General features: G+C 69.9%; 17 protein-coding genes and 1 pseudogene. 8 read left to right on the top strand and 10 right to left on the bottom strand.

Annotation, left to right across the window (positions count from 1 at the left end; genetic code table 11):
- Positions 1-222 precede the first annotated feature (222 nt).
- Entirely contained in the window at positions 223-1,764 is a 1,542-nt protein-coding gene (locus tag ACSDR0_RS39305; RefSeq protein ID WP_435294039.1) for an MFS transporter, read from the bottom strand.
- A gap of 513 nt (positions 1,765-2,277) precedes the next feature.
- Between ACSDR0_RS39305 and ACSDR0_RS39300 the strand changes: the two genes are divergently transcribed.
- Positions 2,278-2,967 carry a TetR/AcrR family transcriptional regulator gene (locus ACSDR0_RS39300; protein ID WP_435294038.1) on the top strand — a complete coding sequence of 230 codons (690 nt, stop codon included), beginning with the start codon at positions 2,278-2,280 and terminating at the stop codon, positions 2,965-2,967.
- 113 nt (positions 2,968-3,080) lie between these two features.
- Here ACSDR0_RS39300 and ACSDR0_RS39295 read toward each other — a convergent pair whose 3' ends face one another.
- Both ACSDR0_RS39295 and rfbA read right to left on the bottom strand, forming a co-directional pair.
- The gene (locus ACSDR0_RS39295) at positions 3,081-3,395 is read right to left on the bottom strand and encodes a DUF5988 family protein (protein WP_435294037.1); all 315 of its coding nucleotides are present in this window, start codon (positions 3,393-3,395) and stop codon (positions 3,081-3,083) included.
- Positions 3,396-3,481: 86 nt separating this feature from the next.
- Positions 3,482-4,354, bottom strand: coding sequence for a glucose-1-phosphate thymidylyltransferase RfbA (gene rfbA / locus ACSDR0_RS39290; protein WP_435294036.1), 873 nt, complete (start codon positions 4,352-4,354; stop codon positions 3,482-3,484).
- 364 nt (positions 4,355-4,718) lie between these two features.
- On the opposite strand from rfbA, the gene rfbB reads away from it, so the two are divergent.
- A complete protein-coding gene (gene rfbB, locus ACSDR0_RS39285) occupies positions 4,719-5,702 on the top strand; it encodes a dTDP-glucose 4,6-dehydratase (protein ID WP_435294035.1) in 984 nt (327 codons plus the stop codon).
- A gap of 197 nt (positions 5,703-5,899) precedes the next feature.
- Here the strand turns inward: rfbB and rfbC are convergent, their stop codons facing one another.
- The 5 genes from rfbC to ACSDR0_RS39260 form a co-directional block, all read right to left on the bottom strand.
- The gene (rfbC, locus tag ACSDR0_RS39280; RefSeq protein WP_435294034.1) at positions 5,900-6,499 is read right to left on the bottom strand and encodes a dTDP-4-dehydrorhamnose 3,5-epimerase; all 600 of its coding nucleotides are present in this window, start codon (positions 6,497-6,499) and stop codon (positions 5,900-5,902) included.
- Between the two features lie 203 nt (positions 6,500-6,702).
- Positions 6,703-8,700, bottom strand: a complete 1,998-nt coding sequence (locus ACSDR0_RS39275; RefSeq protein ID WP_435294033.1) for a DUF1996 domain-containing protein — start codon at positions 8,698-8,700, stop codon at positions 6,703-6,705.
- A 285-nt stretch (positions 8,701-8,985) separates the two neighbouring features.
- Positions 8,986-9,651 carry a LuxR C-terminal-related transcriptional regulator gene (locus ACSDR0_RS39270; RefSeq protein WP_435294032.1) on the bottom strand — a complete coding sequence of 222 codons (666 nt, stop codon included), beginning with the start codon at positions 9,649-9,651 and terminating at the stop codon, positions 8,986-8,988.
- A complete protein-coding gene (locus ACSDR0_RS39265; protein ID WP_435294031.1) occupies positions 9,648-10,913 on the bottom strand; it encodes a sensor histidine kinase in 1,266 nt (421 codons plus the stop codon). Before ACSDR0_RS39265 ends, ACSDR0_RS39270 begins: the two co-directional genes overlap by 4 nt.
- 13 nt (positions 10,914-10,926) lie before the next feature.
- Entirely contained in the window at positions 10,927-11,847 is a 921-nt protein-coding gene (locus ACSDR0_RS39260) for a hypothetical protein (protein WP_435294030.1), read from the bottom strand.
- 395 nt (positions 11,848-12,242) lie between these two features.
- On the opposite strand from ACSDR0_RS39260, the gene ACSDR0_RS39255 reads away from it, so the two are divergent.
- The 4 genes from ACSDR0_RS39255 (at position 12,243) to ACSDR0_RS39240 (ending at position 15,354) form a co-directional block, all read left to right on the top strand.
- A complete protein-coding gene (locus tag ACSDR0_RS39255) occupies positions 12,243-12,383 on the top strand; it encodes a hypothetical protein (RefSeq protein ID WP_435294029.1) in 141 nt (46 codons plus the stop codon).
- The gene (manA, locus tag ACSDR0_RS39250; protein WP_435294028.1) at positions 12,380-13,483 is read left to right on the top strand and encodes a mannose-6-phosphate isomerase, class I; all 1,104 of its coding nucleotides are present in this window, start codon (positions 12,380-12,382) and stop codon (positions 13,481-13,483) included. Before ACSDR0_RS39255 ends, manA begins: the two co-directional genes overlap by 4 nt.
- Positions 13,484-14,033: 550 nt before the next feature.
- Entirely contained in the window at positions 14,034-14,240 is a 207-nt protein-coding gene (locus ACSDR0_RS39245; protein WP_435294027.1) for a hypothetical protein, read from the top strand.
- Positions 14,241-14,421: 181 nt separating this feature from the next.
- A complete protein-coding gene (locus tag ACSDR0_RS39240; protein ID WP_435294026.1) occupies positions 14,422-15,354 on the top strand; it encodes a hypothetical protein in 933 nt (310 codons plus the stop codon).
- Positions 15,355-15,451: 97 nt separating this feature from the next.
- Here the strand turns inward: ACSDR0_RS39240 and ACSDR0_RS39235 are convergent, their stop codons facing one another.
- Positions 15,452-16,414 (bottom strand): AraC family transcriptional regulator, encoded by a 963-nt coding sequence (locus ACSDR0_RS39235; RefSeq protein WP_435294025.1) that lies wholly within the window; start codon positions 16,412-16,414, stop codon positions 15,452-15,454.
- 183 nt (positions 16,415-16,597) lie between these two features.
- Here ACSDR0_RS39235 and ACSDR0_RS39230 point away from each other — a divergent pair, with 183 nt between their 5' ends.
- Together ACSDR0_RS39230 and ACSDR0_RS39225 are read left to right on the top strand one after the other, a co-directional pair.
- Complete coding sequence (locus tag ACSDR0_RS39230) at positions 16,598-17,266, top strand: alpha/beta hydrolase (protein WP_435294024.1); 669 nt, start codon at positions 16,598-16,600, stop codon at positions 17,264-17,266.
- Between the two features lie 331 nt (positions 17,267-17,597).
- A complete protein-coding gene (locus tag ACSDR0_RS39225) occupies positions 17,598-18,686 on the top strand; it encodes an NADPH:quinone oxidoreductase family protein (protein WP_435294023.1) in 1,089 nt (362 codons plus the stop codon).
- Here ACSDR0_RS39225 and ACSDR0_RS39220 read toward each other — a convergent pair.
- Positions 18,682-18,979 (bottom strand): annotated as a pseudogene (locus ACSDR0_RS39220) (transposase); the annotation flags it as partial. The gene ACSDR0_RS39225 and the pseudogene ACSDR0_RS39220 sit on opposite strands and share 5 nt — an antisense overlap.
- Between the last annotated feature and the right edge of the window lie 232 nt (positions 18,980-19,211).

Genomic DNA, 19,211 nt, shown 5'->3' with positions numbered 1-19,211 from the left:
CCTGACCCCACTCACACCCATCCCGCTCGCACTCACCCTGTCCACACGTCCACACCTGTCCACACCCGCCCCCGCTCACGCCTATCCCGTTCACGCCATGGGCGCGGTTCTCCCGGAGAACCGCGCCTTTCCGATTCGGTGCCTCCCTCTCCTCGGATCGAACCTGCCCGCCGCCCGCGCGCAGCCGGTGGGGGCGGACCGGGGGCGCGGGCGGCGAGCGGTTCACTCGGTGTGGCTGTCCACCGTGGAGGTGTCCACCCGTACCGAGCGGAGAAGGATCGTGGCGAGGACCGCCGTCAGTGCCATGATGACGGCGCCCAGGATGGCGGCCACCTGCATGCCGCTGGTGAAGGCCGCGCGGGCGACGTCGAGCAGAGCCCCTCCGGCCTGCTCGGACAATCGCTCGGCCACCCCGATCGCGCCGCCGAGGGTCTCGTGCGCCGCCAGGGCGTCGTTCCCGGTCAGTCCCGCGGGACTCGCCTCGGCGAACTCCTCGCTGTAGACGGCCAGGCCGATGCTGCCCAGGATCGCGACACCGAGCGCGCCGCCCAGCTCGGTGGAGGCCTCCATGACCGCTGACGCCGAGCCCGCGCGTTCCGGCGGGGCCACCGCGACGATCATGTCGGAGGCCACCGCCTGCACCGCTCCGATCCCGGACCCCAGCAGGAGCAGGCCCGCGATGAGGAGCCATCGCTCGGAGTCGACCTCGATCCAGCTCATCACCAGGAAGCCGCCGGCGGCGAGCATCATGCCGGCGCCGATGATGTATCCGGGACGCACCCACCGCGCGACCACGGCGGCCAGCATCGAGCCGACGAGGGCTGTGCCCGCGGCGGGCAGGGTCAGCAGCCCCGCGACGAACGGCCGCAGCCCGAGCACCATCTGCAGATACTGCGCGATGAAGTAGAACAGCCCCACGAGGGCGAAGATCGCGAGCGTGCTCGTGATCAGGGACATGCTGAAGCCCCGGCTGGAGAAGAGCCTCAGGTCGAGCATGGGGTCGGGCAACGCCCGCTGCCTGCGCAGGAACACGACGCCGAACGCCAGCCCGACGACGACGCTGAGCAGCGCCTGGGGGCTGAAGTCGTCGGCGGCGAACTGTTTGATCCCGTAGACCGTCGGCAGCACGGCCGCGAGCGACAGCACCGCGCTGGACAGGTCGAACCGCCCGGGGTTCGGGTCGCGGTACTCGGGCAGCAGGAGCGGCCCCAGGACCAGCAGCAGGACCATGACCGGCACGTTGATCATGAACACCGATCCCCACCAGAAGCGCTCCAGCAGCCAGCCGCCCACGATCGGCCCCAGCACGCTGCCCCCGGCGAAGCTGGCGGCCCATATGGCGACGGCCATCCGGCGCTGCTGCGCGTCGTGGAACATGTTGCGGATCAGCGCGAGGGTGGGCGGCATCAGGCTCGCCGCCGCCGCGCCCTGCAGGGCACGGGCCGCGATGAGCAGCTCGGCGTTGGGGGCGTACGTCGCGACGACCGACGTGATGCCGAACGCGGTGGCGCCGACCAGCAGGAGTTTGCGGCGGCCGATCCTGTCGCCCAGGGTGCCCATCGGGATCAGCAGGCCCGCCAGCAGGAAGGCGTAGATGTCGACGATCCACAGCAGCTGGGAACCGGTCGGCGCGAGGTCGGCGCTCAGGAAGGGCAGCGCGAAGTACAGCACCGTGACAGTGATGGAGATGAGCAAGACGGGCAGGACCAGCACCGCCAGCCCGAGCCACTCCCTCCGCCCGGCCGTGGCTACGCCCTGTGTCATGAGCACAACTCCTCGGGTACATCGTACGTGGTCAGGTGCATACATCGTACGCACAATTCTCGGACCTATGCAATGATTTACCGAGAAGTGTGATCACACACATTAAATCGCAGATGGGTACGGGGATAGCACAGCAGATCAGCGCTGCGGGAACGCGCCCTGACTCTGCATATCATCACGGGGGAAACACTTATTACGTCACAAAAAAACATGTGTTAGGATTTCGTCACACAACTGGTTAGGCCGGAATCGGACGAGGACCATATGTTGACGTGCGCACAGTGCGGCAAGCCTTTGAACGCCGCGCCCCGGGGGCGGCGCCCGCGATACTGCTCCCGTGCCTGTCAGGCACGGGCCTACCGGGTTCGCGCAGCCGAGCGAGCCACCCCGCCCCCTCCATCCGCCACCGCCCTGTCCGGCAACGGCTCCGGCGCAGGCCACACCGTGTCCAGGCAGGCCGGGGGGCCTGCCGAGCACCACGAGCCTCCGAGCGGCCTGAGCACGGAACGCATCGTGCGCACCGCCGTCCAGATCGCCGACACCGAGGGGCTCGACGCGCTGTCGATGCGCCGCGTCGCGGCCGAGCTGGGCGCGGGCACAATGTCGCTGTACCGCTACGTGTCGGGCAAGGACGCGCTCGTCGAGCTGATGGTCGAGTCCGTCTTCGGCGAGAGCTCGTACCCCTCCCCCATGCCCGGAGGTTGGCGTACGAGGCTGGAGGTGGCCGCCAGGCGGGAGTGGGGCATGTACTCCAGGCACCCCTGGGCGCTGCGGGTCATCGCCACGCCCCAGCCGCCGATCGGGCCCAACGTGCTGGCCGACGTCGAGTGGGCGATGCGCGCGATGGACGGCCTCGGCCTCGACCCGACGACCATGCACTGGGTGGCCATCATGGTGAGCGCCCAGGTGCAGGGCGCGGCCCTGCTGCTGGTGAACGAGGTGGAGGCCGAACGCCGCACTGGCGTCACGACGAGGCAGTGGCGCGCCTCCAAGACACCGATGCTGCTGGAGATCCTGGAGTCCGGGCAGTTCCCGATGCTGTCCAGGCTCTACGCGGAGCAGGGCGACGCGATCGACATCGACAAGTGGTTCGAGTTCAGCCTGCGACGGCTTCTCGACGGTCTCGCCGTCCTGATCGAGGACCGCGACAAGGGGGCGGCGTACGGCGTGAAGCCGGGGCCGATGCGCGGCCTGGCGAAATAGGGGCCGCCCACCGGCGGGGTCCCGGGGCGCGAGCCGCTCCGGGCCGTTCGGGGCGCCTTCACCGCGAAGCGGTCCATGCCGGAAAGTAATGCCGGGCGGTATCCGCGTCCCGGCTATTCGGCGATTTTCGTCCGGGTCGTCCATCGGAAAACCATCGCGTCGTCTTCGGAAATCACGTCACCGGGAACCGGCGGCGTGAGGGGCCGCTCGAAGTGCTCGTAGCCATTCTTTCTGGGAATCTTTATCTTCCCGTACGCGAACACCGCCTCGTCGACCCGGAGGGTCCGCGGGATGTCCGTGGGACCGCCTTCGAGGACGACCTCCACATATGCCGGGCCGAGCCGCGGCGGAACGGCTCCGGAAAGGGCGCGCTCTTTCGCCGCGCCCTCCTGCCCGCCCTGGTCGATGGAACCGATGGAAACGCTCACCTGGAATACCTCCGGTCGGTGTGTTCGGCCGATGTGGCCCGCCGCGGCCGTGGACCGCTTCCGCGCCGCCCGCGACGGGGAGGCGCTCAGCGGAACTCCGCGGCGACGGCGCGCACGTAGCGGCCGTAGCTGGAGGCGGAGAGCTTCGCCCCCAGCCGGTCACAGGCCTCGGCGTCGATGAAGCCCATGCGCAGCGCGACCTCCTCGACACAGGCGATCCGCACCCCCTGCCGGTTCTCCAGCACCTGCACGTACTGGCTGGCCTGGAGGATCGACTCGGGCGTGCCGGCGTCCATCCACGCGAAGCCCCTGCCCAGGTCGTACAGGCGCGCCTTGCCCTGTTCGAGGTAGGTGAGGTTGACGTCGGTGATCTCCAGCTCGCCGCGGGCGGAGGGCCGCAGGTTCTTGGCGATGTCGATCACGTTGTTGTCGTAGAGGTACAGGCCGACGATGGCCCGGTTGGACCGGGGGTTGACCGGCTTCTCCTCGATCGAGACGAGCCTGCCGCCCTCGTCGGTCTCCCCGACGCCGTAACGCTCGGGGTCGCTGACCGGGTAGCCGAACAGCACGCAGCCGTCCACGTCGGCGACGCTCTCCTGGAGGATGTCGTAGAAGGAGTGGCCGTGGAAGATGTTGTCGCCGAGCACCAGGGCCACCGGGTCCGCGCCGATGTGGTCGGCGCCGACGATGAAGGCGTCGGCCAGTCCCCTCGGCTCGTCCTGCTGGGCGTAGGTGATGTCGAGGCCCAGGTGCGACCCGTCCCGCAGCAGGCGGGCTATCTGTGGCAGGTCGGTCGGCGTGGAGATGATCAGAATCTCCCTGATGCCCGCGAGCATGAGCGCCGACAGCGGATAGTAGATCATCGGCTTGTCGTTCACGGGCAGGAGTTGTTTGGATACCGCGAGCGTCAGCGGATATAGCCGCGTGCCGTGACCACCTGCGAGAATGATACCTTTCACGGAAAAGCCCTTCATGACGAAGCCGGCGTGTGCGGATCAATCAGGCGGTGAGCCGGCCGGTTAACGGAAAGACTCACATGGGGCATAAAAGCCATCAACCCCCTATCGCCACTCTTCTCCCCCTATTTATCGCCGGATGATTTCACCGGCACAATCAGGGTTTCTCCCATCGGATCTCGCCCCTACAGTCGGAGCCGCGGACCGGAATTCCGCGATGGCGAATCACGGCTAAAAACCGGGTCGCGGTGCGCGTGCCGGAATTCCAGAGCCCGCGCGCATTCACGGAAGGGCACCGCCCCTGCGACGCCCACGGCCGCGGGGCCGGATCTGCCCCGCCCAGCGACCACAGCGAGGTGGATCTCAGATGAGGATTCTCGTCACGGGAGGCGCCGGTTTCATCGGCTCCCACTACGTACGCACCCTTCTCAGCACGGACGGCCCCGACGGCCCCGACGCGGTCACCGTCCTGGACAAGCTCACCTACGCGGGCAACCCGGCCAACCTCGACCGGGTCCGCGGCGACGACCGCTTCGAGTTCGTGCACGGCGACATCTGCGACGCGGAGCTCACCGGCAAGCTCGTGGCCCAGCACGACCAGGTGGTGCACTTCGCCGCGGAGTCCCACGTCGACAGGTCGATCCTCGGCGCCGCCGAGTTCGTGTGGACCAACGTGGTGGGCACCCAGACGCTTCTGGACGCGGCGCTCCACAGCGGGTTGACGACCTTCGTGTACGTCTCCACCGACGAGGTCTACGGCTCGATCGCCGAGGGCTCCTGGCCGGAGACCGACCCGCTGAGCCCCAACTCCCCCTACGCCGCCTCCAAGGCCGCCGGCGACCTGCTGGCACTCTCCTACCACCGCACCCACGGCCTGGACGTGCGGGTGACCCGCTGCTCCAACAACTACGGGCCCCGCCACTTCCCCGAGAAGGTCATCCCGCTCTTCATCACCAACCTGCTCGACGGGCTGAAGGTCCCCCTGTACGGCGACGGCCTCAACATCCGCGACTGGCTGCACGTCGACGACCACGTCAGGGGCATCGAGCTGGTCCGCGCGGGGGGCCGCCCCGGCGAGGTCTACAACATCGGCGGCGGCACCGAGCTGAGCAACCGGGAGCTCACCGGCCTACTCCTGGACGCCCTCGGCGCCGACGAGAGCAGCATCGCCTACGTGGAGGACCGCAAGGGCCACGACCACCGCTACTCGGTCGACTGGACCAAGATCCAGAAAGAGCTGGGATACCAGCCGCGCACGGACTTCGCGACGGGCCTGGCCGAGACCGTGGCCTGGTACCGCGACAACCGCGCCTGGTGGGAGCCCCTCAAGGCGGGGGTGCGCGTCAGCTGAACCCGTTTCCGCACGGCGGTCGCGCCGCGCGTGGCCCCGCCCCGGACCGGCGGCCCGGGGCGGGGCCACGCGGAACGGGACCGGAGCCCGGCGTGGAAACGGAGGCGCTCCTCGTACGCACGAGTGCGCCGACGCTCAAGCGCGGAGCTCGGCGTAGAAACCCAGGCACTCCTCGTACGCACGGAGCGTGCCGACGCTCAAGCACGGAGCTTGGCGTAGAAACCCAGGCACTCCTCGTACGTGGGAAGCAGGCCCTCGCGCCGCGCCCGCGCCAGGGTCGGCGCCGCCGCGTCCTTCTCCGACAGCAGGGGTTCCACCCCCGCGGGCCACCCGATCCCCAGCTCGGCGTCGAGCGGGTTGATCCCGTGCTCGCGGCCGGGCGCGTACCCCTCGGAGCAGAGGTAGACCACGGTCGCGTCGTCGGTCAGGGCCATGAAGGCGTGGCCGAGCCCCTCGGCGACGTAGACGGCGCGGTGCCGCTCGTCGTCCAGGAGCACCGACTCCCAGTGCCCGAAGGTGGGCGATCCGACGCGGATGTCGACGATCACGTCGAAGACCGCTCCCCTGACGCACTTGAGATACTTCGCCTGGCCCGGCGGGACGTCGGCGAAGTGCACGCCCCGCAGCGTCCCCCTGCGGGAGACGGAGCAGTTCGCCTGCGACAGGGTCAGGCCCTGGCCGATCGTCTCGCGGAAGTCGTCTCCGTGGAACCACTCGTGGAAGCTGCCGCGGCTGTCGGGGAACACCTTCGGCTCGAACACCCACGCACCGTCGATGCCGAGCGGGCGCATGCTCATCGCTGTCTCCTTCCGGGGTCACGCCCCGTCCCGCCGGTGGGCGGGGGCGTGGAACGGCGAGGCCGTGGGCGCCGTGGCCTCCTCCCAGCGGAGTCTTCAGTTCCGCGCGCGCCTTGGGAACCCCTCATCTGCGGACGCGAGCAGGGGTGCCACGCGATCGCGTGACACCCCACACCGGCCAGGGCGGCGTTACCGGATCCCGGTCACGGCTTGTGCTGGTCGTAGCCGACGCCGTTGCACTGGCGTCCGCCGTTGACGCAGTGCTTGACCAGCGCCACCTGACGCTGCTGGTCCCAGCCGTTCATGAAGTCGTAGTGGAAGGAGTAACTCACTCCCGAGGAGAACGACAACCCCTCGGTCCTACCGCCGGGAAGCTTGTAGGGGACCTTCATCTCCAGCATCGGCACCGCCACCGGATAGGCGGCCGGACACACCCCGCCCACCGGATACGCCACATGACTCCGATGGTTCGCACTGTCGAGATCACTGCCGTTCCAGCAACTCGGAGCCTGATGCCGCATGATCAACGACGACCCCGAAGGACACGACGCCGGGAAATCCTTCGACCTCGCGTTACCACAACTCCAGTAACCCTTGAAATCCGCCGCCGACGTCATCTTCGCGTCACCGACGACCAACCGGAACCCCACCGGGAACGGCTTCACCGTCCGATAATCCGAGACACCCGACTTGTAATAAATCGTCGCCATCTCCGGCTTCACCGGCTTACCATCCTGCAACAACGTCGGCGACCAGTACGCCGAACCGTCCTTCGGATCCTGACAACTCGTCGACCCAGAAACCAACGACGCGTTCGTCGAATCCGCGTCCGTCCCCCTGTTCCCGAAGAACGTATGATTATGAGCCGCACCCGCCAGACCCGGATAAACAATCGGGTCGTCCGACAGATAACGCGTCACCGTGCAATTCGCCGCGAACTCCCGATACTGCGCCTGCGGCGGCGGCCCGGAAAACGTCGAACTCGGAGACGCGGTGGGCTTGGGGGTCGAGGTGGGAGTCGGGGACACGGTCGGCTTCGTGGTCGGAGTCGGCTTCGTCGTGGGAGTCGGGGAGGCCGTCGGCCTCGTGGTGGGAGAAGCGGTGGGGGTCGGCGAGGACGTCCCGCCGTCCTCGTCCGGCGTACCGGGCTTGTGCTGGTCGTAGCCGACGCCGTTGCACTGGCGTCCGCCGTTGACGCAGTGCTTGACCAGCGCCACCTGACGCTGCTGGTCCCAGCCGTTCATGAAGTCGTAGTGGAAGGAGTAACTCACTCCCGAGGAGAACGACAACCCCTCGGTCCTACCGCCGGGAAGCTTGTAGGGGACCTTCATCTCCAGCATCGGCACCGCCACCGGATAGGCGGCCGGACACACCCCGCCCACCGGATACGCCACATGACTCCGATGGTTCGCACTGTCGAGATCACTGCCGTTCCAGCAACTCGGAGCCTGATGCCGCATGATCAACGACGACCCCGAAGGACACGACGCCGGGAAATCCTTCGACCTCGCGTTACCACAACTCCAGTAACCCTTGAAATCCGCCGCCGACGTCATCTTCGCGTCACCGACGACCAACCGGAACCCCACCGGGAACGGCTTCACCGTCCGATAATCCGAGACACCCGACTTGTAATAAATCGTCGCCATCTCCGGCTTCACCGGCTTACCATCCTGCAACAACGTCGGCGACCAGTACGCCGAACCGTCCTTCGGATCCTGACAACTCGTCGACCCAGAAACCAACGACGCGTTCGTCGAATCCGCGTCCGTCCCCCTGTTCCCGAAGAACGTATGATTATGAGCCGCACCCGCCAGACCCGGATAAACAATCGGGTCGTCCGACAGATAACGCGTCACCGTGCAATTCGCCGCGAACTCCCGATACTGCGCCCGCGGCGGCGGCCCGGAAAACGTCGAACTCGGAGACGCCGTCGGCAGTGCCGCGTCGCGGTTCGCCCGCCCTCGCTCCCCCGTGAGGTGCGCGGGCGACGCGGCGGCGGCCAGCTCCGTGGTTCCCGCGGCCAGGATCTCGTCCGACGGCGGGGCCGGCGGACTCATCGCCACGACGAGACCGGCGGCGAGGAGGGCGGTCGCGGCGATCCTGCCCAGGCGGCGCCCCTGCCGTGCGACGGCCCGTAACTCGGAGACGCCCGGCGAATCGGCGGCGGCCCGAACCCGTCGTCGCTTCTGGTCGACCATGAAGGTCCTTTCGGATGGCTGTTGCGAGGCATGCCGGCGGGCTCGCGGGCCCGCCGGCGAAACGTGGGGCCGTCGCGCGGCCACGGTCCCGTGGCCGGCTGATCGCCGGAGAGCACCCTGCCACGTCCGGCGAGCGCCCCGTGCGACGGCGGGTCGTACGCTAACGGCGAGCGGAAGGTCGCGGACTGGGCCAAAGGTCCCGGTTCGGCCGATGACCACGGCCTACTTCCCGGGTACGCGCCCGGCGGGCGTCAGAACCGGCCGAGCGTCAGGTCCGGCGGGGCGTCAGGCGGGACGGTCCCCCGTCCAGACGACGACGGCCTCGGTCCTGCTGCTCACCCGGAGCTTGGCGAAGATCTGGCTGAGGTGGTTCTTGACGGTCTTCTCCGTCAGTCCCAGCCGCACCGCGATGGAGGCGTTGGACAGGCCCTGGGAGAGCAGGATCAGCACGTCGCGCTCCCGCCGGGTGATCCCGTAGCGGGTCTGCGCGGCGTGGCGGCGCTCGGCGCGCTCGCGCTGCTCGCGCTCCTGCTCCGCCTGGCTGCGGAAGAGGGACGTGGCCACGGAGGCGGCGGCGGGCGAGAGCCAGCCCCGCCCCGCGGCGACGGCCTGGACTGCGCGGAGCAGGTCCGGCGGGTCGAACTGGCCGTGCACCAGGTAACCGCGCGCCCCGCCGCGCAGCATCGCGGTGATGAGGTCCTCCCCCGAGTCGCTGGTGAGCACGAGGACGGTCGTATGAAGGGCGAGCTCACCCAGGACGGAGAGCCCGTCCGCGATCGGCATGCGGTGGTCCAGCAGGGTCACCGCCGGGTTCAGCCGCCGGGCGGCGGCGAGCGCCTCGCGGCCGTTGCACGCCTCGCCCACGACCCGCACCCCGTCACTGGCGTCCAGGAAGGCGCACATCGCGGCCCGGACGATCGGGTTGTCGTCGACGACCAGCACGTCAATCACAGGGAGGGCTCCACGGGGTTGCGCAGTGTGAAGGGCACGGGAGAACCCGCGCGGTGCAGGAGCTCGCCGGCGTCCGGCCCGCCCCCGGAGATCGGCACCCGCAGCGTCACCACCGTACCGCCGCGCGGGCCGGACACGACGCGCAGCGAGCCTCCCAGGGCCCGCGCCCGCTCCGACATCCCGACGATCCCGAAGTGCCCGCGTGACTGCAGCCCGCCCAGCTCGCGCGGGACGTGGAAGCCGACGCCGTCGTCGGCGACGACGAGCTCCAGGAAACCGTCGAACTGTGCCAGCCGTACGACGACCTCCCGGGCACGGGCGTGCCGTTGCACGTTCGCCAGGGCCTCCTGCAGGATGCGGGTGACCTCGTAGCGCACCGCGACGCCGGGATCGCAGCGGGCGGCGGTGATCCGGGCGCCGATGCCGGAGCCGCGCGACCAGGAGCGGCACAGCCCGTGGATCGTCTCCTCGAACGCCTGGTCGGGCACGTCGCTCCGCAGCCCCTCCAGCAGCTGCCGCGCCTCCCGCGCCGCGACCTCCGCGCCCCGGGAGACGGTGTCGGCCAGCTGCTCGGCGAGAGCGGGCTGGCGGCGCAGCGAGGAGGGCAGGGCCAGGGCCGCGAAGGACACCCCTCGCAGCGTCTTGCTGACGGAGTCGTGCAGCTCCCTGGCCAGCCGGGCGCGCTCGTCGGCCGCCGCCGAGCGCTGGGCGGAGGCCACCACGTCCACGGCCAGGTTCATGTAGCGGACCAGGGCGGCGGTGGCCACCGCGCCGCCCACACCGGCGAGGACGCTGGTCATGGGGAAGGCCATCACGAAGGCGGCGACGTCCGGCGGGGGCCTGCTCTCCCGCAGGGTCCAGGCCGCGGCCGCGAAGCCGCACGCGGCCTGGGCCGCCCAGATGGCCAGGGCCCGCATCCCCAGCAACGCGCCGCCCAGGGCGGCCGAGCCCGCGGCGTAGCAGAAGTAGGCCATGCCGCCCTTGCTGAGCGCGAGGATCGCGAGGGCGACGAGCCAGTCGACCGCGATCACGGGCAGTGCCCTGCGTACGACGGCCGGCCACCGGGTCAGTACCGTCACCTCCGCGACCGTGGCGAAGACGGTCAAGGCCAGCACCGCCAGCACCCGCCACCTGTCGGTCACCAGCAGCAGCCCGGCCCCGGCCGCGGTCAGCACGACCGCGGCCCGGCCCAGCATCACCGCGCGGCACAGTGCCGCCGCCGCCACCACGGGGTCCACCGCGTAGGCGTGCAAGCGTGTCACCGTCCTGCCCCCCTCAGCCCCTGAACACGATGTCGTCGACGAAGAACTCGTACGCCTGAGGCATCTGGTCGGTGGCGATGGCCAGGTCGACCCGGCGCAGCCGCTCGGGGGACAGCGCCCCGACGCGCAGCGTGAAGGTGGACCAGCGGAGCGGGGGTGCCTCGAGCACCATGGTCCGGGTGCCCGCGCGATCGGCGGACGGCGAGGCGGAGACGCGCAGGATCGTGCCGAACTCCCTGCCTCCGAAGATCCGCAGGCGCAGCGTGGTGTTCCCGCCGACCGTGAACGGCGAGGCGGCGAGCAGCGTCACCGTCGCCGGGTCCTCCCGCTTCTTGACCCTTTTCTGCACCCTCATCGCGGTCTGCTGCCCGTCGGGCAGCTTCTGGCCGGGCGTGACGTTCGTCCCGGTGCCGAGGGCCTGCCAGCCGGTGCTCAGGGCGGTGGTGTAGACGGCGCAGGAGGGGCGGGTGGAGGTGATCTCGACGGTACCGCCCGCGCCGGACCCGGCGGGGGCGACACAGGAGAGCCCCGGGGAGCCGGAGGAACGGGGCACGGACCGCGCGGTGGGCGAGACCTTCGGCCGGACGGCCAGGCGGGGTCTCCGCGACGCGCTCGGGGAGACGGCGGGCGTGGTAACGGGCGTGGCGGTGGGCCGGTCCGCGGTCCCCTCGGGGGTGCGGCGGCCGGTGGGGAGGGCCTCGGTGAGCCCCTCGGACGGGGCGGGGGACGGCGTGGCCGCTCCGGAGCGCGCGGCGGGCGGGACGTTCTGGGGCCTCGCGGTGAACAGGCCGTCCTGCCCCGGTGTCAGCAGCGGCGGGACCCCGACCGCGACGGCCCCCACGGCGACGGCGAGGACCACGTACTTCGTCTGCCGGCCCCAGGGGTGCCGCTCCGGGAACCCGCGTTCACGATTCGCGCGGCGGTCTGCGCCCACGGTGAACCTCCTGTCCCCTGATACGCCGCGAGCGACGGTCCCATCCGCGCTGCGCAGACCCGAGTAAACACCATTTTCGCCGCGCCCCACTCTCCGTCCGCGGGAGCTTCGCCGCCCGGACCCACACCGGTGTCCCCGGCCCGGAAACCGGGACCCGTCCAGCCCGTGAACCGGGACTTTCGTCCTGGCGGGCCCGCCGGGGCGGGCTGCTACGGTGCCGGCCCGCGATTCGACGGCCACGGGGCCGGCCGGCGCCCTCCACCTCCCCGTCCACGGACCCGGCACCGGGTCTTGGCGGCGCCCTGACAGCCGTGCGGTACCGAGGACGCGTAACATCGGCGTTCTGCGACATTCATTCGATTCCTGCTCACGGACTCACACGGACACAGAGGATCATGAACGACTCCTTCATCCCCGCCGCCCGCGCGGCGGCAGGCAAGGCCGGGCCTGGCGGCACGCCCACGCGGCGGTCTTCTCGGCCGGAGAACGGCGGGCGGCCCGGCGCCACCGCGCCCGCGCCGGTGGAGGCGTCATGACGGACCTCCTGCGAAACCCCGTGAAGAACTACGACTGGGGTTCGCACACGGCCATCGCCACGCTGACCGGGCGCCCCTCCCCCGCGGAGCTGCCCGAGGCGGAGATGTGGTTCGGCACCCACCCGTCCGGCTCCTCGTCGGTGCTGCGCCGGGGGACATGGCTCTCCCTCGCCGAGACGGTGGCCGCCGACCCTGAGGCCGAGCTGGGGAAGGAGACCGTCGAGCGGTTCGGCTCGCGGCTGCCGTACCTGCTGAAGCTGATCGCCGTGGACCTGCCGCTCTCGCTCCAGGTTCACCCCTCGCAGGAGCAGGCGCGGGAGGGTTTCGCCCGGGGCACCTACGTCGACCCGTTCCCCAAGCCCGAGTTGATCTGCGCGCTGACCCCGTTCACCGCGCTGGCCGGGTTCCGTCCTCCCCGGGAGGCGGCCGCCCTCATCGGCGGCCTGGGCGTCACGGAGCTGGAGTCCGTCGTCGCGCCGCTGGCCGCCGGAGACGCCTCCGCCGCGCTCCGCGTGATGGTGGAGTGGCCCAAGGACGGCAGGGCGGATCTCGTGGCCGCCATCGCGCGGGCCGCCTCGGTGGCGGGAGGTCCCGACAACGAACTGGTCGTACGCCTGGCGGGAATCCACCCGCAGGACCCCGCCTGCCTGGCCCCGCTGTTCCTGCGGCGCCACGAGCTGCGGCCCGGCGAGGCGCTCTTCCTGGGCGCCGGGGTCCTGCACTGCTACCTGAGCGGGTTCGGCGTGGAGATCATGGGAGGCTCCGACAACGTGCTGCGCGCCGGGCTGACCGGCAAGCCGATGGACGTGGAGGAGCTGCTGCGGGTCACCGACCCCTCGATCCCGGCCCTGCGGGTCGAGCCGGTCGGCGACCTCTACCGCACCCCCGCCCCCGAGTTCCGCCTCGGCACGGCCGTCCCCGGATCCGGCCTCACCCTGGAGGGCGGGGTGCCGCGCATCCTGCTGTGCACCGAGGGCGAGATCGAGACCGGCGGGCACACCCTGCGTCCCGGCGAGTCCGCCTTCGTCCCCGCCGCCCACGGACCCGTCGAGTTGCACGGTCCCGGAACGGTCTTCTGGGCCGAACCGGGAACCGAGTAGGCGCATCCACCGAACCGCCCTCCCCCGGCGCCCCTCACGGCGCCGGGCGGAGGGCGCGGTACTTTCCGGTGTCGAGCGCGTCCGGCCGGGGCCAGGCCGCTCAGGACGGCGGGCGGGGGCCTTACCTCCATACCGGCCCGCTATGGCGGATAACCCACGGGGCAGGCGGGGCGTCCCCACCAGCGAGGCTGGAGGTATCGATGACACCGTCCGACGACCTCGCGGATCCAGACCTCCATCTGGAGCTGATCCTGGTCGAGGTACTGCACCACGAAGCCGAGCACCTCGCGACCGGCTGAGCGTCCCGGTCCCGGCCCCAACGGGGGGAGCCTGGGCCGGGAATCGGGACGGGCGCGTGACGCCCGGCGTCTCCGGCGGCCCCGGCCCGACCACCACTTCACCTTTACCCCGAAACACCATAAGAGGGGTAATCACAATTCCATGCGTTACCGCAAGCGGTATAAGCAGGCGATATACCGTTCGTTGAAACGTAACGCGACGGCGTGAATGCGAGGTGTTATTGGCGAAGGCCTCACGGAACCCTCACCCGGTGGAGTTCACCATGGAACCTGCGCTGCTCATCCTCGCCGTGCTCACTATATGGGTTATCTCCGATTGGATCCGCAACTACCTCTCAAAGTGCCGCAAATGCCAAGGATCCGGCACACTGAAAGCCACCTTCTTCCCTCGCCAATACCGCCCCTGCCCGCGCTGCAGCAAGGGCGAGGTCAGACACGGTTTCGCCCCCAAGAAGTGACCCGGAGGCAGGACGTGCGGAATCTCCCGGCTTTACCATCCGCTTTCCCCACGACGACGAAATTCCGCCCGGAACATGACGCGCACAGCGGGATTTCCCGGAAAATCCCCCGGGCCGGCGGGACGCGTTTTCCTTTTCCCCGCAGCCCGAACCCTTCACCGGAGATTGACGTTTCAGTATCGTGAGGCTTCTCCACGGTGTGCGCGTCGCCCTGGCCCTGACGGCGGCATGCGCGGCGACCATGCTCATCTCGCAGGCGGTGCGCGCGCCGTCGTCCGTGCCGGCGTCGTGCCCGGAGCGATGGGGTGGCGACAGGCCCGGCGGCTGGGTGCCCGCCGCCGCCGACCTCAACGGGGCCGGGGAGTCGCTCGTCCCCGGAGAGCCGGTCTCGGCGATGATCTGCGCCTACCCCGGGGACAACGCGCACCCGGGGGGCGAGCGGCTCGCCGGATCCCGGATCCTGACAGGCGGGGCCACGGCCATGGCCCACGACCTGGGCTATCTCCCGGTGACCACGGACGATCTCGACGCTCCGTGCACGGCGGCGGGCGGGGCGATGACGAACTATCTCATCCGGTTCGCCTACCCCCGTGGCGACGCCCTCTGGGTGGGCAGCGCCGAGGAGGTCAACGCCTGCGTGACGACGACGAACGGCACCGTCGGCAGCCGCTCGTACGTCGGGCGGGACATCACCGCCGCCTACCGGACCGGAACGTGGAACCCCGTACGGCCGGACGACCCCTGTCACGGGTCCACCGGACGCCGGGGCCAGAACGAGCGGATGGTGCCCGGCGAGCCCGTCTCGGTCCTGGTCTGCGGGCAGGCCTCCCACGACGGGCGGTCCCCCCGGCTGGAGCACGGCGGGCAGACGGCCGAGGCCCTGGCCGCGACGCTGAACGCCCTGGACAGCCGGCCGAGTGGCGACGTGTGCCGCGGGAGCGAGGGCGTCCAGGGCGTCGTCGACCTCCGGCTCCTGTTCGGCTACCCGGACGGGCCACCCGCGGAGGTCCGGGTCTCGCCGGCCTGCGACCCCGGTGTCGACAACGGGCTGCTCCAGGCGAGGCTCGACAAGACCACCCTCGACCAGGTGACGCGACTCGCGCCACCGGCCTAGTTCTCCAGTGACACTTTGACATCATGGTTGGAATCTGCCCTGGTAGCGGGATCGCTGGGCGACATAGCCGATAGGAAGTCACGTCCCCAACCTGGGGTCACATCCGAACTGTGCCGCCACCGGAATCGCCGATTGCACCGATCCGGCGGCGGTACTCTCGCGGGGACGCGCCGGTGACACGCTTGAACGCGTTGCTCAGTGCGCTCTCCGAGCCGTAGCCGACCTCACGGGCGATCATCGCCACCGTCTCGTCGCCGCGGCGCAGGCGCTCGGCGGCCAGTTCGATCCGCCAGCCGGTCAGGTAGTCCAGCGGACCTTGCCCGACGGCATGCTTGAACCGGGAGGCGAGCGTCGACCGGGACACCGCCGCGACCTCGGCCAGCTGGGCCACCGTCCAGGCGTGGGCCGGCCGGGCGTGCATGGCCCCCAGCGCCGGGGCCACGATCGGGTCGGTGAGCCCGGCCAGCCAGCCGGACGCCGCGCCCGGCCCGGCGACGGCCAGGTGCAGGCGCAGCAGGTGGATCAGCATGACCAGGGCGAGATGCTCGGCGACCAGTGTCGAGGCGAGCGGCCGGTCGCGCAGTTCGGCGTCGATCTGCTCGAGCGCCCAGCGCACGGTCGCGGCCTCTGCGGTGCGGCCGGGTACGTGGATCACCGGCGGCAGCACGTCGAGCAACAACTCCTGGGCCCGCTCGCCGAAGTCGAACCGGCCACCGATGAAGATCACGTCCTCGCCGGTGCCCACCCGGGCCATGCCGCCGGTGGCCGCCGCGAAGACCGGGCGGGCCGGGACCGGCCGCACCCCCGAACCGCTGGCCAGGGTGAAGGCCCGCGGCTGGGTGAGCAGGAAGCAGTCGCCCTCGGTCAGCTCGATCGGCTCCGGCACGCCGTCGACGGTGAGCAGGCAGTGGCCGCGGCGCACCGCGTTGAACTTGACCGCCGGCGGTGGCTCGAACGACAGCGCCCACTCGCCGCCGGCGACCAGCCCGATGGACATGTGGCTGGTCGTGCCGAGGAGGGTGAGGACGTCTTGGAGGGGATCAGTTTGCTGGACGCTCACGCAACTATGTTGGACCTCTGATCATTCCAAGTCCAATCCTTACCGCCTAGCGTTGCGGTCATGCCACGCATCGGCACTCGTTGCCGGTCCGCCCGCATCGAGTTTGCCGACGGCCATCGGGCTTTCCCGGTGGCGGGTTGACACCCTCCGGACATACCGAATGAGAAACTTGGAGCGCCATTCATGACCACTGTGATGCTCGTCCACGGCGCCTGGCACCGGCCGGCATGCTGGGCGAGGCTCGAACCCGAGTTGCACGCCCTTGGCCATGACACGCGCTCGCCGGCGCTACGCAGCGCCGGCGAGCATCCCACCGCGGGCATGCATGAGGACGCCGCCGTGCTGGCCGAGGAGCTGGCGTCGATCGAGGGGCCGGTCGTGCTGCTCGGTCACTCCTACGGGGGCATCCCGGTCACCGAGGCCGCCGCCGGAGCGGGCAACGTCGTGCGGCTGATCTATCTTGCCGCGTACATGCCGGACAAGGGACAGTCGATGTACACCCTCCACGGTGCACCCGACCCCGAAGACATGGGCGGCCTGTTCCCGCTCGGCGACGACCCGCGCACCTCGCTCTACGGCGACCTGACCGACGCCGACGCCGAGCAGGCGATGAGCGGGCTGGTCCAGCAGACCGTCCGATCGTTCGCGGAGAAGGTCGACGCGGCCGCCTGGCGGGACATCCCGTCCACTTACATCGTCACCGAGCAGGACAAGTCCCTCCCGCCCGCGCTGCAGGAGCAGATGGCGGCCCAGGCCACCGAGATTCGCCGGATCACCAGCTCTCACTCTCCGTTCCTGTCCCAGCCACGCCGGCTGGCCGCCCTCATCGACGGGATCTCGCGACCGGCCTGAATGGCATCGCAGGCGGGAACGGACACCGGTTGTCAGTGTGAGTACGGACATCACCTGTCGATCAGTGGCCCTGAAAGGTCGATGCGAACCGAAAGCGCTGGGTCAGGCCAGATCAGCCCAAGGGACTGGTGGAGCTGAGGAAGACGCGAAGCAGGCCCGGGAGCTCGCCCTGACGTACTGGCATGGCACGTTCAGACGTCCTACCGGACAGCGACCCGCGGGAACGACAACGCGCCGGACACACCCTACGGTCCCGGCCCAGTAGGTTCGACCGTCCCGAAACACCGCCGGGACCCAGCCTGTTCCCAGCCACCATCGGGACACCGTTCGCATGGTCTTCGGGGTGCCGTCGCCACACCACCGGCGACACCCACGCCCCGGCCTGCCAGGCCGCGGATCACACGGACATCCGAAGAACGAAGTACGGGGTTCGACAATGTTCACAGGTAAGGCATGGCGGGCCGTGGCCCTCGGTGTTCCGGAGAAGGTCCTGGAGCTGCGGCGGCACACCTTCGAGACCCCACCCGCGGGGCGCCTGCTGGTCAAGGTGCGCGCCAGTGGGGTCGGCCTGCCTGACATGCTGATGATGGAAGGCTCCTATCCGGGCATGTCGGCGCTGCCGGCACCGGGCCAGGAGGTCGCCGGCGAGGTGGTCGCCGCTCCGTCCGGCTCGGCCTACGCGGTCGGCGACCGGGTGATGGGCCTCACACCGTTCCTTGAGGGCATCGGCGGCTGCGCCGAATACACCTACGTCCGCGAGGAGAAGACCTGGCGCATCCCCTCCACCTTCAGCGACGAGCAGGCCGCAGGCTTCATCATCGCCTTCCGGACGGCCTATGCCTCCCTCGTGCAGCGGATCTCCCTGGCCGAGGGCCAGACGCTGCTCGTCCTTGGCGCCTCCGGAAGCTCCGGCAGCGCGGTCATCCAGCTGGGCAAAGCGCTCGGCGCGACCGTCATAGCGGTTGCCGGCAGCCAGGAGCAGCGTGATTTCTGCGCCCGGATCGGCGCGGATCACACGGTGGATCACAAGACCGAGGACGTGGCCGCCCGAGCCAGAGAACTGACCAGCGGGGCCGGCGTGGACGTTCTGTTCGACGTGGTCGGCGGAGAGCCGGGTACCAAGGCGCTCCGCGCGCTCGCGCGAGACGGGCAGGTCGCCATCGTGGGATACGCCGCCGGCTCCTGGCTGACCATCGACACGATGGACATGGTCCGACGGAACTACTCCGCGGTCGGTGTCTTCGCTGGAGGCTTCACGCCGCAGGAGGACGCCGAGGCCTACGGCCGTCTCTGCGAACTGGCCGAGCAGAAGGTCATCGCCACACCCGTCGGCAGTGTCCGCGACTTCGACGATGTTCCCGCGGTCATCGCCGACCTGCGCAGTCCACGGTATGGCAAGACCATCGTCCGGGTCTCCTGACACCCGGCACCGCCACTTCCCTTCTTCACGAAGCCGGTCTCATCGACGATCAGCACGCCACTGTCGTGGCCGAGATGTTCGATCACGTACTCGCGCAGGTCGTCACGGACCTCATCGACCTGCCACCGGGCGGTGCGCAGCAGCCGCTGCATCGCGTGCGGCCCGGCGTGTCCGGCCTGCTCAGCCAGGTACCAGCAGTTCTTGCGCTCGATGTTCGACAGCGGAGCCGAAAGGCAGGCCCGTGCCGTACGGCGCGGCTCGATGCGGCCGAACCGGCCCGCGATCCGAGCCACCAGCTCATCGAAGGTGATCTGCCAGTCGGCAGGGTTCACGCTATGGCCCACGGCCACCGCAGGGTCGTTGAATGTCTTCACAAACACCGAATGATCACGCGGTGGCCGTCTCCATGCGATCTCATTCAGGAAGATCCTGAAGTGTCACTGAAGTACTAGTGCTTCGTTCCTCAAAGCAGGTAGATAAACCGACGTCGACGGCGGCGAGGCTCAGGAGCCGGACGGCCCCAGA

Origin of the sequence: Streptosporangium sp. G11 (assembly GCF_051192615.1) — a bacterium.
GTDB lineage: Bacteria > Actinomycetota > Actinomycetes > Streptosporangiales > Streptosporangiaceae > Streptosporangium.
This window is presented reverse-complemented; position numbering and strand designations above follow the sequence as displayed.

What these genes read in the sequence shown, in the direction of transcription:
- ACSDR0_RS39305 (WP_435294039.1), bottom strand. Translation starts at nt 1,764, where the DNA reads ATGACACAGGGCGTAGCCACGGCCGGGCGGAGGGAGTGGCTCGGGCTG.
- rfbB (WP_435294035.1), top strand. Translation starts at nt 4,719, where the DNA reads ATGAGGATTCTCGTCACGGGAGGCGCCGGTTTCATCGGCTCCCACTAC.
- rfbC (WP_435294034.1), bottom strand. Translation starts at nt 6,499, where the DNA reads ATGAGCATGCGCCCGCTCGGCATCGACGGTGCGTGGGTGTTCGAGCCG.
- ACSDR0_RS39275 (WP_435294033.1), bottom strand. Translation starts at nt 8,700, where the DNA reads ATGGTCGACCAGAAGCGACGACGGGTTCGGGCCGCCGCCGATTCGCCG.
- ACSDR0_RS39255 (WP_435294029.1), top strand. Translation starts at nt 12,243, where the DNA reads ATGAACGACTCCTTCATCCCCGCCGCCCGCGCGGCGGCAGGCAAGGCC.
- manA (WP_435294028.1), top strand. Translation starts at nt 12,380, where the DNA reads ATGACGGACCTCCTGCGAAACCCCGTGAAGAACTACGACTGGGGTTCG.
- ACSDR0_RS39230 (WP_435294024.1), top strand. Translation starts at nt 16,598, where the DNA reads ATGACCACTGTGATGCTCGTCCACGGCGCCTGGCACCGGCCGGCATGC.
- ACSDR0_RS39225 (WP_435294023.1), top strand. Translation starts at nt 17,598, where the DNA reads ATGGTCTTCGGGGTGCCGTCGCCACACCACCGGCGACACCCACGCCCC.